Origin of the sequence: Lysinibacillus sp. BS3, assembly GCF_039614735.1 — a bacterium.
Lineage (GTDB): Bacteria > Bacillota > Bacilli > Bacillales_A > Planococcaceae > Lysinibacillus > Lysinibacillus capsici.
Map to the genome: position 1 here is coordinate 3,755,575 of NZ_CP154860.1, position 15,252 is coordinate 3,770,826.

Sequence of the window (15,252 nt, forward strand, 5' to 3'; positions counted from 1 at the left end):
TGACCTTTGATGGAGCTGTTTTTATTTATGTTAGAGCGAGTTGGGCTGATCATTGTGTTTGCCTTTTTAATGTCAAGATGGCGACTCTTTCGAGAAAAGCTGTTTCAGGAGCAAGGAACGAAAGAGAAAATATGGCTCATTATTATCTTTAGTAGCCTATGTATTATCAGCAGTTATACAGGGATTAAAATTGAAAGTGGGACAATCCATCCTTTAAATCAGATGATACATAGTACGATCAATGCGGAGGAGGCCATTGCTAATACGAGATTAATTGGTGTCGCCATTGCAGGAATTTTTGGTGGACCACTTGTTGGTGTATGTGTAGGAATTATTGCAGGTATTCACCGAATTACACTTGGTGGTTTTACAGCAATAGCCTGCGGTGTTTCAACGATTCTAGCTGGCTTTATTACAGGTGGTTTAAGTAAACGCTTTAAAATACGTCAAACTTTTTCCTATAAGAAAGCAGTTATTATCGGCATCTGTGCAGAAACGATTCAAATGCTGGTGATTTTAGTAGTCGCGAAGCCATTTGAGCAGGCCTTGCAGTTAGTCTCATTAATTGCAATGCCGATGATTTTAATGAATGCCTTTGGGATATTTTTATTTTTCATGATTATTAAAACGTTTATTGATGAAGAGGAGCGAACAAAGGCATTACAAACCCATCAAGCTTTTTCAATTGCCCAACAAACAATTGAGCATTTTCGTAAGGGCTTGAATGAAGAATCATGCCAAACGGTTGCAGAAATTATTAAAAGAGAAATAAAAGTAGATGCGGTCGCTATTACCGATAAAAATGGGGTGTTAGCACATGTTGGCGTTGGTGAGGATCATCATTTAATTCATCGAGAAATCATGACAGCTTTGACAAAACGAGTATTAGAGGAAGGCAAAATTTTAATGGCTACATCTCAAAAGGAAATTCAATGTCCACACGCTAGCTGCCCATTAAGTGCTGCCATTGTCTTGCCCTTGAAGGTACAGCATCGAACAGTGGGAAGCTTAAAGCTTTATTTCACTAAAGCGGATTCTTTGACAGGGGTGAAGAAGGAGCTAGCAGAGGGTTTGAGTAGACTATTTTCCTCTCAGCTTGAATATGCTGAAATTGAGCAACAGCGTAAATTATTAAAGGATGCTGAAATCAAGGCATTACAAGCACAAGTTCATCCACATTTCTTCTTTAATAGTCTGAATACTATTTCAAGCTTGATTCGGACAGATGCAGATGAGGCAAGAGCATTATTAATCAAGCTTAGTACATTTTTTAGAAGCAATTTGCAGGGCGCACGGCAAATGCTCATTCCATTGAAAAATGAAATAGATCATGTTGAAGCTTATTTATCTATTGAGCAAACACGGTTTCCAAATCGTTACGAAGTTGAATTTATCATGGATGAAACACTCTTTGATGTGCAAATTCCTCCATTTACCTTACAGCCTCTTGTCGAGAATGCTATTTATCATGCCTTTAAAAATCGTAATGAAGGCAAAATCTATGTCAAAGTACAACGTGTGAATGATAAGCTGGTCCTGTTAACGGAAGATAACGGCTGTGGTATGAGGAAGGAGCAGGTAAAACAACTTGGCAAGCGTATAATGCAATCCGAACAGGGGACAGGAACCGCTCTTTGGAATATTTATCAGAGGATCCATGAAATTTATGGTTCTGAAGCGGATTTTCATATAACAAGTACGTTAGATGTGGGCACAAAAATTATGATTCAACTGCCGTTAAAGGCGACTAGATGGGAGTAGAAAAATTTGAATGTATATATTGTGGATGATGAACCCTTAGCACGCGCGGAACTGCGATATTTATTAGAGCAAACAGCATTAGTGAATGTTTGTGGTGAATCTGAAAATCTTGAGGAGTTGTGCAAAGCGTCACAGCTTGAAGAAGTCGATTGTATATTTCTAGATATTGAATTAGGCATGAACAATGGACTTGACTTAGCCAAACAATTATTACTGAATGCACAGAGACCTGAAATTATTTTTGCTACAGCCTACGATGACTATGCTTTGCAGGCATTTGAAGTCAATGCATTTGATTATATATTGAAACCCTTTGAGGCAGAAAGGGTACAAACAGCTGTGGAAAAACTGTTAGCTAAAAAAAGAGCTGCGCAAGCAAAAACAATGGAGGAGTTAAAGGCATCTCAGTTGGACAAGCTCGATAAGTTAACAGTTTATGTAAACGATCGAATTTTATTATTGAAAATACAGGATATTTTGTATTGTACCTCTGAGGATAGTAAAACGGTTGTTGTGACAGAGCAGGGGCGTTTTTTTGCTTCTGAATCATTGGCCGCGTTAGAAAAAAGACTTACCTTAAAAGGCTTTGTACGTGTCCATCGCGCGTATATTGTCAATTTAGAGCATATTGTGGAATTAGAGCCTTGGAGTAGTTCTAAATTTAATTTAATTGTGCATAACAGACATTCCATTCCAGTAAGTAGGCTATATATGAAGGATGTACGGAAAATTTTTGACCTATCGAAGTAGTTGCATTTCAACGGACAACTACTACCTTTCAACTTTAATTTCTGACATTTCAGTTATTTTACGAATAATATGGACATTCCTTTGCTATGATGTGGAAAAAGTAAAAGGGGTGTTTGCATGAATGCGATTACAATAGTGATAGGGTCTATTTGTATTTTGATGATCAGCTATCGTTTGTATGGCATTTTCTTTACAAAGAAGGTACTTAAAATAAAAGATGATACGCCCACCCCAGCCCACGCTTTGGAAGATGGTAAAGACTATGTTCCGACGAATAAGTGGGTAACCTTTGGGCATCATTTTGCAGCGATTGCAGCAGCAGGACCTTTAGTTGGACCAATCCTAGCTGCACAATTTGGGTATTTGCCTGGACTTCTATGGCTATTAATCGGAGCAGTAATTGGTGGGGCAGTTCATGATGCTGTTGTTTTATTTGCTTCCATGCGTCATGGTGGTAAATCCCTATCAGAAGTGATGAAGGAGGAGTTAGGCCCTATCGCAGGTTTCTGTACAGGCCTTGCGATGCTATTCATTATTACGATTACAATGGCAGGTCTCTCGATGGTGGTGTTAGGTGCTTTAGAGCGCAATCCATGGGGAACGTTTGCTGTAGGTATTACGATACCAATCGCCATGCTTGTGGGTATTGCCTATCGTAAAACAGGCAATTTAATTGTTACATCTACTGTAGGCTTTATTTTATTAATGATTGGGGTATTTATCGGACCGCTTATTCAAGGCACAGCATTCGGTGATTTTTTAACATTTGATCGGGATACATTAGCTATCATCTTACCAATCTATGCCTTTTTTGCCGCTGCATTACCTGTGTGGCTTTTATTAGCACCTCGTGATTATTTAAGTAGTTTCATGAAGATTGGGGTATTTATTGCACTAATTATTGGCGTTTTCTTTGTTAATCCTGCTATTCAATTCCCACCATTGACAGAGTTTATTCATGGTGGTGGACCAGTAATTGCCGGTCCTGTGTGGCCGTTTGTTTCTATTACAATTGCCTGTGGTGCCATTTCTGGCTTCCATGCTTTTGTAGGCTCAGGAACAACACCTAAGATGATTGATCGTTGGGAGGACATCCGTATTGTAGGCTTTGGTGCTATGTTAGTAGAGTCACTAGTAGGTGTGATGGCTTTAATCGCAGCTACTGCTCTTCATCCAGCCGACTATTTTGCGATTAACTCAGCACCAGCTGTATTTGCTACATTAGGAATGGAGCCCGTTCATCTACAAGCATTGTCTCAAAGTATCGGCATGGACTTGGAAGGACGAACAGGAGGTGCTGTAACGCTAGCAGTTGGTATGACAGATATCTTTACAGGTATTCCTTGGTTCGCAGAGTTATCTTCGTACTTCTATCAATTTGTCATTATGTTTGAGGCGGTTTTCATTCTTACAGCCATTGATGCTGGAACAAGGGTAGCTCGTTATTTAATACAAGATTTTGGTGGCAATGTTTATAAACCACTGAAGCGTACCAATTGGGTACCAGGTACAATTTTTGCTAGTGCACTTGCCTGCTTTATGTGGGGCTATTTATTGTATTCAGGGGATATAAGCTCAATCTGGGTATTATTTGGTGTATCCAATCAGCTAATGGCAGCCATTGGTCTAGTATGTGGAGTGACGATGGTATTGAAGGTCGCAGATAAACGCATCTATGCATTGACATGCTTTATCCCATTGGCTTATTTATACATTACGGTCAACGTTGCAGGCTATTGGATGATTAAAAATGTATACTGGAATCCAGCCGCTGCAGGCTTTAATATGTTAAATGGGATTTTATCTGTTATCATGTTAATGCTTGGCTTCTTAATTGTGCTGACAGCATTTAAAAAATGGGCCCAGCTTTGGAAATCACCAAAGTTTTTAGTAGCTCAATCAACTTCATAAAATCATAGAAACTATTGAAGATAAGCATTTGTCTTCAATAGTTTTTTGGTGAAAAAAGCATCTACGACGAAGGAGAAGCAAATACCCGCGGAAGAAGCATCTACCCCTAAATTCAAAGATCAACCATAGATGATCGATTGATGATTTTCCTAAATATGACGAACAAGCGAAAACAAGGATATGTTCATTGAAAGCGGTGTCGTAATCATGTAAACTAATGAGAGGAAAACGGAGGTTATACATACATGGATGGTCCAGTTTCATTAGTACAGTTAATCATTTCTATTTTGTTATTTTTCGTCATGTTCTTTGGTATCGGATTCTTGTTAAATATGCTGTTACGGATGACATGGTTAATGGCAATTGTGTATCCAATTGTTGTCATCTTTATTGTAGATGAAGTAAGCTTCTTAGATTATATTTTTAAGCCAGGCTCTGCATTCCCAGCATTAATTGATAAATTACAGGCACTTCAGTTTGTGGATATTGCTATTTTATCAGGTGGCTTTGCGGGTTCTATTGTGGCTGGTATCGTGATGATTTATTTACGTAAAAGTGGCTATCGAATGTTCTAACGTGCTTAGTATTCTTTCTTCAATTGAAGAAAGAATACTTTTTTTATACAAAAAACACAGCCTCCTCTAGAGGATGTGTTGATGTCTGTTAGATGAAAAACTCGTAGGCTATGATGGCGATAAAAATACCCGTTAGAGCCCCAAAAAATACTTCACTTCGTTTATGGCCTAATAATGTTTTTAATTCCTCCATTTTTTCTTGTCCGTCCATCTGTGGCCATTTTTTTAAATCATGAAGCAATGTTTGGAAATCCTTACGCAGTTGATTTAAAATGGCTGCATGCTGACCTGCTTGGTAACGAACACCACTAGCATCATACATCACGATAATGGAAAACATTGCGGCTACCGCAAAAATGGGGGATTCCAAACCCGTCTCATAGGCAATTGAGGTTGCCAATCCAGTGACAGAAGCAGAGTGAGAACTAGGCATTCCACCTGTTGAGGTAAAAAGTCCCCATTTTACTTGTCTGGTCATTAAAAAATGAATGGGGATTTTAACAAACTGTGCAAAGAGAACCGCAAAGAGGGCAATTAGTAATGGGGTATTATGGAGTAAACTCAATTTCATCACAACCTTCGCAAATAATTGCTTTTATTATAACATTCATTATTTTCTAAAAGAAGATATAGGCAAATATTACGCGCTTTTCAGAAACTTCGTTATAATAGTATATGGAATGGAGGAATTTACATGCATATTGTAAAAGAAGCAAAAACATTTGAAACGATTTCTACTGAACTATTAGTGGTAGGAGTCACAAAACATCGTGAACAAATGCAGGACTGGGCAAGCTTTTCATCTTTTTACGGTGAAGCCCTTGATACATGGATTAGTGCAGGAGACGTCTCAACTGAATTAAAGAAACTAACGAAATTACCATTTGTGAAAGACCATGCCAACCTGAAACGCATTGTATTTGTAGGTTTAGATGAGCGTAAAAACCTCACAGAAGGTGATATTCGCACAGCATTTGGTTTAGTGGGAAAAGAATTAAGATCTTTAAAAGTAAAAGAGTATTCCATCTGGCTTGAATCATTTACAACAGAGTCAATTTCAACAGCAGATGTAGCATTTTTAGCGGGTGAAGGAATTGGCCTTGGCTATTATGCTGTCCCACATTATAAAACAACTTCAAACGAAGTAGATAAACGTATTGATGCTGTTCACCTTGTGACTACAGCAGAGGATTTAGATGAAGTGGTAGCAAGCTTTGAGGTAGGTGTGATTTATGCAGATGCTGTCAATGAAGCTCGTAGCTTAATTAATTTACCTCCAAACCTACTAACAGCTACGGATTTAGCTAACTATGCACAATCTCTTGCTGTGGAATACGGTTTTGAAGTAGAGATATTAGATAAAGCACAATTAGAGGAACTAGGTATGGGTGGTATATTATGTGTTAACCAAGGCTCTTATGAAGAACCACGATTAATTACCTTAAAATATAAAGCGACTGAAGATTTTGAAGATCCAATTGGCCTTGTTGGTAAGGGTGTAACGTATGATACAGGCGGCTATTCTTTAAAACCAAAGGACTCTATGGTTGGTATGAAAGGTGATATGGGCGGTGCCGCTGCTGTACTTGGTGCGATGAAAATTATCGGTGAATTACGTCCAAATAAAAATGTTGTAGCCGTTATCGGTTCTACAGATAATATGGTGTCTGATACAGCGTTTAAACCAGATGATGTGATTACGACGTACAGCGGAAAAACGGTAGAAGTATTAAATACGGATGCAGAAGGGCGTTTAGTTCTGGCAGATGCAACTACATATGCTAAACAGCAAGGGGCTACATCACTGATCGATGTTGCTACTTTAACTGGAGGCGTTATTACTGCACTAGGTATGGATAAAACAGGTGCTCTTGCAAATGATGATGCATTTTTTGAAGCATTTATGGAAGCTGCAAAAGAGACTGATGAATTTGTTTGGCGTATGCCTTTAACAGAAAGTGATAAAAAACGAATTCGAAAATCAGATGTAGCTGATTTAAATAATTCACCTGGTCGTGATGGTCATATGATTTTCGGCGGCGGTTTTGTGGGCGAATTTGTTGGTGATACACCATGGATTCACCTGGATATAGCAGGCACATCTGATGCAGTAGCTGTACATGATTTAGGACCTAAGGGTGGTACTGGTGTTATGGTCCGTACACTCGCGAATTTTGTCCAACGTTTAGGGGAAGAAAAATAATAAAGCATGTCAATCAGCGGGAGTTTATTCTCGCTGATTTTTTGTGATTTATGCACTAATCTCGATAGAATAGGCATTCTACATATGATAGATGTATCTTCCTTCATACGATAGAGTAAAAAGGGGAGGTAGCATATGCGCAATTTCGGAGGTTATCCAGGCGGAGGATTTGGAGGCTTTATTTGGCCATTTGGCGCACCGTTTTTTGGTGGTTTTTTAGGCAGTTTCCTTGGCTCTCAATTTAATCAATATCCTTACAATCCATATTATCCAAACTATCGACCATATCCACCAGGTCCATATTTTCGACCAGGTCCGCGATATCGTAGACCATGGTAAGCACATAATTAGATCAGCCAGTTGTCGATCTTGATATCGACAACTGGTTTTTATTGTGCCTAACGAAGTATCAAAATTAGTGTTGACAGAATATACTAAATTATTTATTATTCTTATTATATTACTAAGAATTAAATATGTGGCTGACTAGCAAACTAGAGGCTTTTATTATTCATAGGCATTTTTGTGTCTAAGGATAATATTAGCCTTTTTTCTTTATCTTAATTTAGTAAAGGTTTTTGTACCGAAAGCAAAGTGTCAGGTTTAGAAAATCGAGGACCCTTATTAGTAAGTTTAATCAATCTGAAATGCCATGACAACGAGGCGTAATTGACAGAAGGAGTGAGATGAAATGGGGAAAGTTTATATTGTTGGTGCAGGTCCTGGAGATGTTGACCTCCTTACGATTAAAGGATTACGTTGCATTGAATGTGCAGATGTCATTTTATATGACAGACTCATTAATAAAGAGCTATTAGCCTATGCCAAGAAAGACGCTAAATTAATCTTTTGCGGGAAATTGCCTCAGCAACATGCCATGATTCAGGAGCAAATCAACCAAACGCTTGTTGATTATGCCCAACAAGGATATGTTGTCACAAGATTAAAAGGAGGAGATCCATTTGTTTTTGGTAGAGGGGCAGAGGAGGCAGATGTGTTAGCGAAGCATCAAATTCCCTTTGAAATTGTGCCTGGTATTACGTCAGGTATAGCAGCTCCAGCATATGCAGGTATTCCTGTCACACATCGTAACTTAGGTTCAAGTTTTGCTATGGTTACTGGGCATATGCAGGATGGAAAAGAAGATGCTATCCGTTGGGAAAGTCTTGCAAAAGGAATTGATACGATTGCCATTTATATGGGTGTTGGTAATCTTCCGTATATCCGTCAACAATTACTCAAATATGGCCGTGATGAAAAAACGCCTGTGGCTGTTATTCACTGGGGAACAGTTTCTACCAAGCAAAGAACTGTTACGGGGACTTTAGCTACAATTGAGGAAATTGTGCGTACAGAAAATATTCATAACCCTAGCATCATATTAGTAGGGAAGGTTGTGACCTTAAGAGAAACCATTCATTGGTTTGAGCAAAACCCCGCACAGCCAATCCAAATAACGGGATAAGGTTGTGGGATTATGCAGGCTATTTTATATATTGCACATGGCAGTCGTGTCAAGGAAGGTGTAGAGCAGGCCGTAAACTTTCTTCAAGGCGTACAACAAGAAGTGACAGTAGCTATTCAGGAAATATGCTTTCTAGAGCTGGCAACACCAACCATTGCAGAAGGCATTGCTAGCTGTATTCGGAAAGGGGCAACAGCGATTGCCGTAATGCCTATTCTCCTACTAGCTGCTCAACACGCAAAGCATGATATTCCGAAAGAAATGGCAAAAGCTCAAAAACTATACCCATATGTAAAGTTTACATATGGTGAGCCTCTTGGCATTCATGAACGATTAATTGACACATTACAAGCTAGGATAATAGAAAAACAGCAACCTAACAGCAATGCAAGTGTTTTACTCATAGGACGTGGGAGTAGTGATCCAGCCGTCAAGAGGGATTTAGCCAAAATTGCCAAAAGGCTACGTACTAAATATCACTATAAAGCCGTTGATACATGCTTCTTATACGGAATGGGACCAACCTTTGAAGACTGGTTACTGCAAGTTAAAGGGAAGCAACAGCAAATTTTTATTGTCCCTTATTTATTATTTACAGGCATTTTAAGACAAAGTATTGCCAAGCGATTACAAGGCTTTGACAGTCAAAACATTATGTTATGTGAAAGCTTAGGCTATGACGACAATGTGAAAAAAGTATTAGTGGAACGTATTGATGAATTACTACATTTTAAAGAGGAAGGTGTTTCGTAATGGTAGATAAAAGAACTGAAAATGTAAATCTAGCATTAGATAATGTCCGCCAAATGTTAAATACTGTGAACCACGGATCAATTACATTGATTGTTCAAAATTCCTATGTGGTTCAGATTGAGAAAAAGGAAAAAATAAGGCTTCGATAAATTAAAAAATATGAAATGAAGATGATTCGTGAGGTGGCAAAGATTGAAATTACAAGTAATAAACAGTCCATTTAATGAAGAGCAGGTGAAGTTATTAAACGAGCTTCTCCCTAAATTAACAATTGAACAAAAATTTTGGCTAAACGGTTACCTAAGTGCTCCCCAAGCAACTCTTGAAGCAATTGTTGAACAGGCACCACCAGCAGCCCAGCCGATTACCAAAACAATAACAATTTTATATGGTTCCCAAACAGGCAATAGTCAAGGATTAGCTGAAAAGTATGCAGCAGCTTTAAAAGAGCAGCAGATAGATGTAACTGTCTCATCATTAGGGAAATTTAAAGCTAGTAATTTAAAAAAGATCACCAATCTATTACTTATTGTGAGTACTCATGGAGAGGGAGATCCACCAGATCAAGCGATACAATTCTATGAATTTTTGCATAGCAAGCGGGCGCCTAGATTAGAACACCTACAATATTCGGTTCTTGCTTTAGGGGATAGCTCCTATGAATTTTTTTGTAAGACAGGTAAGGACTTCGATGAGCGATTTGCGCAATTAGGTGCAACAAGAATTGTTCCTCGTGTAGATTGCGATGTAGATTATGATGACGCAGCTGCACAGTGGTTCTCCGCGGTTCAACAGGAATTTCTTCAGCATACAACTTCAGCAACGTCTACTTCAGCACACACCGAAGGGGCGCAAGTACTTGAAGAATCTACATATTCAAGAAAAAATCCATTTTACGCTGAAGTACTTGAAAATATAAATCTAAATGGTCGTGGCTCCAATAAAGAGACGCGTCATCTTGAATTATCGATTGAGGGAGCTAATTTTCATTTTGAACCTGGCGATAGCATTGGCATTCTGCCAGAGAATGATGAACAATTAGTCAATGCATTGCTGACAGCACTTCAATTTGATTCGGAGACAGAAGTGACTGTTTTTGATGAAACAATAACAATAAAAGAAGCACTACAGAAAAAATTAGAAATTACGGTGTTATCTAAACCGTTACTCGAAAAAATTGCTGCTTATACAGAGCATAAAGAATTTTCTAAGCTATTTGAAGAACCAAAAGCCTGGAAGGACTATGCAAAAGGAAGAGACTTGCTCGACCTAGTAGAGGAATTTACACCATTTACTTGGAGTGCACAGCAATTTGTAGAGTTACTGCGTAAAATTCCAGCTCGACTTTATTCTATTGCTAGTAGCCAAAAGGCCAATAGCGAAGAGGTTCATTTAACGATTGGCAAGGTAAGCTATGAAACAGCAGGTAGACAACGTCTTGGTGTTTGCTCTGGAAGTGTGGCAGAACGAATACAAATAGGTGATACATTACCAATCTATGTTCATAAAAATCCGAATTTCAGATTGCCAGAGAATAATGAAACGCCAATTATTATGATTGGTGCAGGCACAGGTGTTGCACCATATCGAGCTTTTCTAGAGGAGCGAGAAGAGTTAGGGATTGAGGGGAAAGCATGGCTCATCTTTGGTGATCAGCATTTTGTTACGGATTTCCTCTATCAAACGGATTGGCAACGTTGGCTAGCTGCTGGCACATTAAGTCACATGCATGTAGCCTTTTCACGTGATACAGACCAAAAAATCTATGTTCAACATAAATTGCATGAAAATGCCGCAAGTTTTTATGAGTGGCTGGAGCAGGGGGCTGTCATTTATGTATGTGGTGACGAAAAATCAATGGCATCTGATGTGGATGCAACCATTCATCAAATTATTGAGCAGCAAGGACAGAAAACACCAGAGGAAGCAAAAGTCTATGTGAATGAATTAAAACAGCAAAAACGCTACCAACGTGACGTTTATTAATGGAGTTCAACACAAATTTCTCGAAAACCTTCCCTTATTAATGAGTTGATCTCTTTGTTAGCAAGTAAACCCTCAGGTATGCCCAATACGCTGAGGTGTAATGGATTAAAGGAGCGATAAAGAATGACTGAAAAAATAGTGTTACCTCCACAGCCCGGGAAACCAAGTGATGTAGAGCGTATTAAAACCGAAAGTAATTACCTACGTGGAACACTCGAACGTACCATGAATAATCCATTAAGCTCTGGTATCCCAGAGGACGATAATCGCCTTATGAAATTTCATGGCAGTTACTTACAGGACGATCGAGATCTTCGGAATGAACGTCAGAAACAAAAGCTGGAACCGGCCTATCAATTTATGGTACGTGTACGAACACCAGGTGGAGCAGCTACCCCAGCGCAATGGCTTGTGATGGATGAAATGGCTAGAAAGTATGGCAATGGCTCTTTAAAATTAACAACACGCCAAGCATTTCAAGTACATGGCATTTTAAAATGGAATGTTAAAAAATATATGCAGGAAATCAATGAGGTGTTATTGGATTCTCTTGCTGCATGTGGAGATGTGAACCGTAATGTAATGTGTAATGTCAATCCAAACCAGTCTGCATTACATGAAGAGGTTTATAATTGGTCTGCAAAACTAAGTGAGCATTTACTGCCGAGAACACGCGCTTATCATGAATTATGGTTAGATGGAGAAAAGGTAGTAGATAGTCAGGATGTAGAAATTGAACCGATTTATGGAGCTCAATATTTGCCGCGTAAATTTAAAATTGGTATTGCGATTCCACCAAGTAATGATGTAGATGTTTTTTCACAAGATATCGGACTGATTGCCATCGTTGAAGACAATCAGCTTGTTGGTTTTAACGTAGCGGTTGGTGGAGGCATGGGCATGACACATGGTGATCATGAAACCTATCCACAGCTTGCTCGTGAAATTGGCTTTATAACGCCAGATAAATTACTAGAAACAGCAGAAAAAATAATAACGATACAGCGTGATTATGGGAATCGCTCTGTCCGTAAAAATGCACGATTTAAATACACGATTGATGCGAGAGGACTTGAATGGTTCCAAGAAGAATTAACGCGTCGTCTAGGCTGGGAAATTCAGCAGGCTCGTCCTTATACTTTTGAGCGTACAGGTGATGAATTTGGCTGGATTAAAGGTGCAGATGGTCATTGGCATTATACGTTATTTATTCAAAATGGCCGTATAAAAGACTTTGAGAATTATCAGTTGTTAACTGGCTTACGTGAAATAGCTAAGGTGCACACGGGTGATTTTCGTTTAACACCGAACCAAAACCTAATGATTAGCAATGTAACACCCCAGAAAAAGAAACAAATAAATACGCTTATTGAACAATACAAGCTAACAGACGGTGCGCATTATTCTGCCTTACGCCGCAATTCCATTGCCTGTGTCTCATTACCGACATGTGGCTTAGCCATGGCAGAAGCAGAACGCTATTTACCTTCTCTTATAACAAAAATTGATGCCATTATTGATGAGGCTGGCTTAAATGAAACAGAAATTGTTATTCGCATGTCTGGTTGTCCAAATGGCTGTTCACGTGCAGCAATGGGTGAAATCGGCTTTATTGGCAAAGGGCCAGGTAAATATAATATGTACCTTGGTGCAAGTTTTACAGGCAATCGCTTAAATAAAATCTATCGTGAAAATATTGGTGAGGAGGAAATTTTAGCAGAGCTACGACCAATTCTTCTGCATTTTTCAAAGGAACGTTTAGAGGGCGAACATTTTGGAGACTTTGTCATTCGTGCTGGGTATGTCACAGCTGTCTATGATGGGAGAGAATTTCATTAAAAATAAAAACCATGTAGCAAAGAAAAATTTGCTACATGGTTTTTTATATAGAATAATCCTCAGGAATAAATACCTTTAATTGTTTCGGCTTTACAAATACCTGATCGCCCACCTTCAGTTGAAGAAGATGAAATTGTTCTTTTGATAACTCCGCTTCTAAAAATTCATCAAGATCCTCACGTCGTAGTTCAATTTGAACGATAGGTCCTAGCAAATGAATGTGGCTGATTTTAACAGGAACTGTACCTGAAATACTTGTTTTCTCAATCTGAATATCATGTGGACGTACATAGCCTATCGCATTGTCCTCTGAATGTGTTAGGGCCTCAGGTACATCAAGTGCAACTTCACCCTGCATGAGCTTACCATTATGTAAGCGACCTTTAAATAGATTAACATTGCCCAAGAAGTCATAGACAAATGGACTTTTGGGATTTGTATAGACCTCATCTGGACTACCAATTTGCTCGATTTTGCCATTATTCATGACCACAATGCGATCTGCAACATCGAGAGCTTCCTCTTGGTCATGTGTCACAAAAATACTTGTAATATGAAATTCATCATGTAACTTTCGAAGCCAGCGACGTAACTCCTTGCGTACTTTTGCATCGAGAGCTCCAAATGGTTCATCTAGTAACAGTACCTTTGGCTCTACAGCAAGCGCTCTTGCCAGTGCGACACGTTGTCGTTGCCCACCTGAGAGCTGTGTTGGATATCGATCTGAGAAATTTTCAAGCTTCACAAGTTGCAATAATTCCATCACTTTATCTTTGATTTGTTGTTTTGAAGGTCTGCTTTTTCGAGGACGTACCTTCAGGCCATAAGCTACATTGTCAAAGACCGTCATATGGCGAAAAAGCGCATAATGTTGAAAGACAAAGCCCACATTGCGTTCCTTTGGATGACGATCTGTGATGGATTGACCATCAAATAAAATATTGCCGACATCCGTTGTTTCAAGCCCAGCAATCACACGTAATAATGAGGTTTTTCCTGATCCAGAAGGGCCAAGCAGTGCTACTAGCTCCCCAGACTGAATATGTACGGATATATCCTCTAGTGCCTGAAAGGACCCATATTTTTTGGATACGTTTTGAATTTGTATACTCATTGAGACCATCTCCTTTTAACTAGATTTTGATTTCCAAGCAATAATGTCTTTCACAATTAATGTAAAGATGGCCATTACGCTCATTAAGGAAGCAACTGCAAAGGCTGCTGCAAATTGATATTCATTATAGAGAATTTCAATATGAAGGGGCATCGTATTTGTCATGCCACGGATATGACCAGATACCACAGACACAGCCCCGAATTCTCCGATGGCTCGTGCATTACATAAAATCAAACCATAGAATAGTCCCCATTTAATATTGGGTAAAGTGACATACCAAAAGGTTTTAAAGCCACTTGCCCCCAATGAAATGGACGCTTCTTCCTCAGATATACCTTGGGTTTGCATCAGCGGTATTAATTCACGTGCAACAAAGGGCAATGTGACGAAAATTGTGGCAAGGACAATGCCAGGTAGTGCAAAAACAATTTTAATATCATGTGCAAACAACCATTCACCAAATAGTCCCTGTGAGCCAAACAATAAAATAAACACTAAACCTGCGATAACAGGTGAAACTGCAAAAGGTAAATCTACCATAGTAAGTAATAGATTTTTCCCCTTAAAATTAAACTTTGTAAGTGCCCAGGCAGCCATTACGCCAAAGATCGCATTGAGGGGTACAGTAATGGCTACGACGATTAATGTAAGCTTAATAGCAGCTAATGCATCTGGATGTGTAATCGCAGCAAAGTAAACATCGGATCCTTTTTGAAAGGCTGTAATAAAAATAGATACTAAAGGTAGTACGATAAAGAAAGCTAAAAAAGCTAAGGCAATAAATATTAACGTATAGCGAATAATACGAGGCTCCTGTAAGGCAGCAGTCTGTGTAGCTGCTTTCCTTTTTCCTGTACTAGCCTGCTGAATAAAAGTTGATTGTTCCATATAG

14 protein-coding genes are annotated in these 15,252 nt (G+C 38.9%); 11 read left to right on the forward strand and 3 right to left on the reverse strand.

All coding sequences use genetic code 11. From position 1 onward, the window contains the following. Positions 1 to 9: 9 nt before the first annotated feature. The 4 genes from AAJG31_RS18535 (at position 10) to AAJG31_RS18550 (ending at position 4,997) form a co-directional block, all read left to right on the forward strand. Positions 10 to 1,761, forward strand: coding sequence for a sensor histidine kinase (locus AAJG31_RS18535; RefSeq protein WP_054549439.1), 1,752 nt, complete (start codon positions 10 to 12; stop codon positions 1,759 to 1,761). 6 nt (positions 1,762 to 1,767) lie between these two features. Then, a complete protein-coding gene (locus tag AAJG31_RS18540) occupies positions 1,768 to 2,511 on the forward strand; it encodes a LytTR family DNA-binding domain-containing protein (protein ID WP_054549438.1) in 744 nt (247 codons plus the stop codon). Positions 2,512 to 2,628: 117 nt separating this feature from the next. After that, positions 2,629 to 4,422 (forward strand): carbon starvation protein A, encoded by a 1,794-nt coding sequence (locus tag AAJG31_RS18545; protein ID WP_237898570.1) that lies wholly within the window; start codon positions 2,629 to 2,631, stop codon positions 4,420 to 4,422. Between the two features lie 245 nt (positions 4,423 to 4,667). Continuing rightward, positions 4,668 to 4,997, forward strand: a complete 330-nt coding sequence (locus AAJG31_RS18550) for a YuiB family protein (protein WP_004228336.1) — start codon at positions 4,668 to 4,670, stop codon at positions 4,995 to 4,997. Between the two features lie 88 nt (positions 4,998 to 5,085). On the opposite strand, the gene AAJG31_RS18555 is transcribed toward AAJG31_RS18550, so the two are convergent. Next, positions 5,086 to 5,568, reverse strand: coding sequence for a divergent PAP2 family protein (locus AAJG31_RS18555; RefSeq protein ID WP_048394429.1), 483 nt, complete (start codon positions 5,566 to 5,568; stop codon positions 5,086 to 5,088). Between the two features lie 123 nt (positions 5,569 to 5,691). Here AAJG31_RS18555 and AAJG31_RS18560 point away from each other — a divergent pair, with 123 nt between their 5' ends. From AAJG31_RS18560 to cysI, 7 genes are all read left to right on the forward strand, one after another. Then, positions 5,692 to 7,200 carry a leucyl aminopeptidase gene (locus AAJG31_RS18560; protein WP_279495890.1) on the forward strand — a complete coding sequence of 503 codons (1,509 nt, stop codon included), beginning with the start codon at positions 5,692 to 5,694 and terminating at the stop codon, positions 7,198 to 7,200. A gap of 135 nt (positions 7,201 to 7,335) precedes the next feature. After that, on the forward strand, positions 7,336 to 7,539 hold the full coding sequence (locus tag AAJG31_RS18565; protein ID WP_016991509.1) for a hypothetical protein: 204 nt from the start codon (positions 7,336 to 7,338) through the stop codon (positions 7,537 to 7,539). 352 nt (positions 7,540 to 7,891) lie between these two features. Further along, a complete protein-coding gene (cobA, locus tag AAJG31_RS18570) occupies positions 7,892 to 8,665 on the forward strand; it encodes a uroporphyrinogen-III C-methyltransferase (RefSeq protein ID WP_054549436.1) in 774 nt (257 codons plus the stop codon). A gap of 12 nt (positions 8,666 to 8,677) precedes the next feature. Continuing rightward, a complete protein-coding gene (locus tag AAJG31_RS18575; protein WP_054549435.1) occupies positions 8,678 to 9,418 on the forward strand; it encodes a sirohydrochlorin chelatase in 741 nt (246 codons plus the stop codon). Beyond that, entirely contained in the window at positions 9,418 to 9,567 is a 150-nt protein-coding gene (locus AAJG31_RS18580) for a YezD family protein (RefSeq protein WP_004228347.1), read from the forward strand. Before AAJG31_RS18575 ends, AAJG31_RS18580 begins: the two co-directional genes overlap by 1 nt. 43 nt (positions 9,568 to 9,610) lie before the next feature. Beyond that, complete coding sequence (locus AAJG31_RS18585) at positions 9,611 to 11,404, forward strand: assimilatory sulfite reductase (NADPH) flavoprotein subunit (RefSeq protein ID WP_279495884.1); 1,794 nt, start codon at positions 9,611 to 9,613, stop codon at positions 11,402 to 11,404. A 123-nt stretch (positions 11,405 to 11,527) separates the two neighbouring features. Beyond that, positions 11,528 to 13,243, forward strand: coding sequence for an assimilatory sulfite reductase (NADPH) hemoprotein subunit (gene cysI / locus AAJG31_RS18590; protein WP_048394438.1), 1,716 nt, complete (start codon positions 11,528 to 11,530; stop codon positions 13,241 to 13,243). A 43-nt stretch (positions 13,244 to 13,286) separates the two neighbouring features. On the opposite strand, the gene AAJG31_RS18595 is transcribed toward cysI, so the two are convergent. Next, the gene (locus AAJG31_RS18595; protein ID WP_048394440.1) at positions 13,287 to 14,357 is read right to left on the reverse strand and encodes a sulfate/molybdate ABC transporter ATP-binding protein; all 1,071 of its coding nucleotides are present in this window, start codon (positions 14,355 to 14,357) and stop codon (positions 13,287 to 13,289) included. A 15-nt stretch (positions 14,358 to 14,372) separates the two neighbouring features. Next, the gene (gene cysW, locus AAJG31_RS18600) at positions 14,373 to 15,248 is read right to left on the reverse strand and encodes a sulfate ABC transporter permease subunit CysW (RefSeq protein ID WP_048394442.1); all 876 of its coding nucleotides are present in this window, start codon (positions 15,246 to 15,248) and stop codon (positions 14,373 to 14,375) included. Positions 15,249 to 15,252: the final 4 nt, after the last annotated feature.

Bases quoted from the DNA above. Each gene is read 5' to 3' on its own strand.
- AAJG31_RS18535 (WP_054549439.1), top strand. From the start codon at position 10: ATGGAGCTGTTTTTATTTATGTTAGAGCGAGTTGGGCTGATCATTGTG.
- AAJG31_RS18545 (WP_237898570.1), top strand. From the start codon at position 2,629: ATGAATGCGATTACAATAGTGATAGGGTCTATTTGTATTTTGATGATC.
- AAJG31_RS18550 (WP_004228336.1), top strand. From the start codon at position 4,668: ATGGATGGTCCAGTTTCATTAGTACAGTTAATCATTTCTATTTTGTTA.
- AAJG31_RS18555 (WP_048394429.1), bottom strand. From the start codon at position 5,568: ATGAAATTGAGTTTACTCCATAATACCCCATTACTAATTGCCCTCTTT.
- AAJG31_RS18560 (WP_279495890.1), top strand. From the start codon at position 5,692: ATGCATATTGTAAAAGAAGCAAAAACATTTGAAACGATTTCTACTGAA.
- AAJG31_RS18565 (WP_016991509.1), top strand. From the start codon at position 7,336: ATGCGCAATTTCGGAGGTTATCCAGGCGGAGGATTTGGAGGCTTTATT.
- cobA (WP_054549436.1), top strand. From the start codon at position 7,892: ATGGGGAAAGTTTATATTGTTGGTGCAGGTCCTGGAGATGTTGACCTC.
- AAJG31_RS18575 (WP_054549435.1), top strand. From the start codon at position 8,678: ATGCAGGCTATTTTATATATTGCACATGGCAGTCGTGTCAAGGAAGGT.
- AAJG31_RS18580 (WP_004228347.1), top strand. From the start codon at position 9,418: ATGGTAGATAAAAGAACTGAAAATGTAAATCTAGCATTAGATAATGTC.
- cysI (WP_048394438.1), top strand. From the start codon at position 11,528: ATGACTGAAAAAATAGTGTTACCTCCACAGCCCGGGAAACCAAGTGAT.
- AAJG31_RS18595 (WP_048394440.1), bottom strand. From the start codon at position 14,357: ATGAGTATACAAATTCAAAACGTATCCAAAAAATATGGGTCCTTTCAG.
- cysW (WP_048394442.1), bottom strand. From the start codon at position 15,248: ATGGAACAATCAACTTTTATTCAGCAGGCTAGTACAGGAAAAAGGAAA.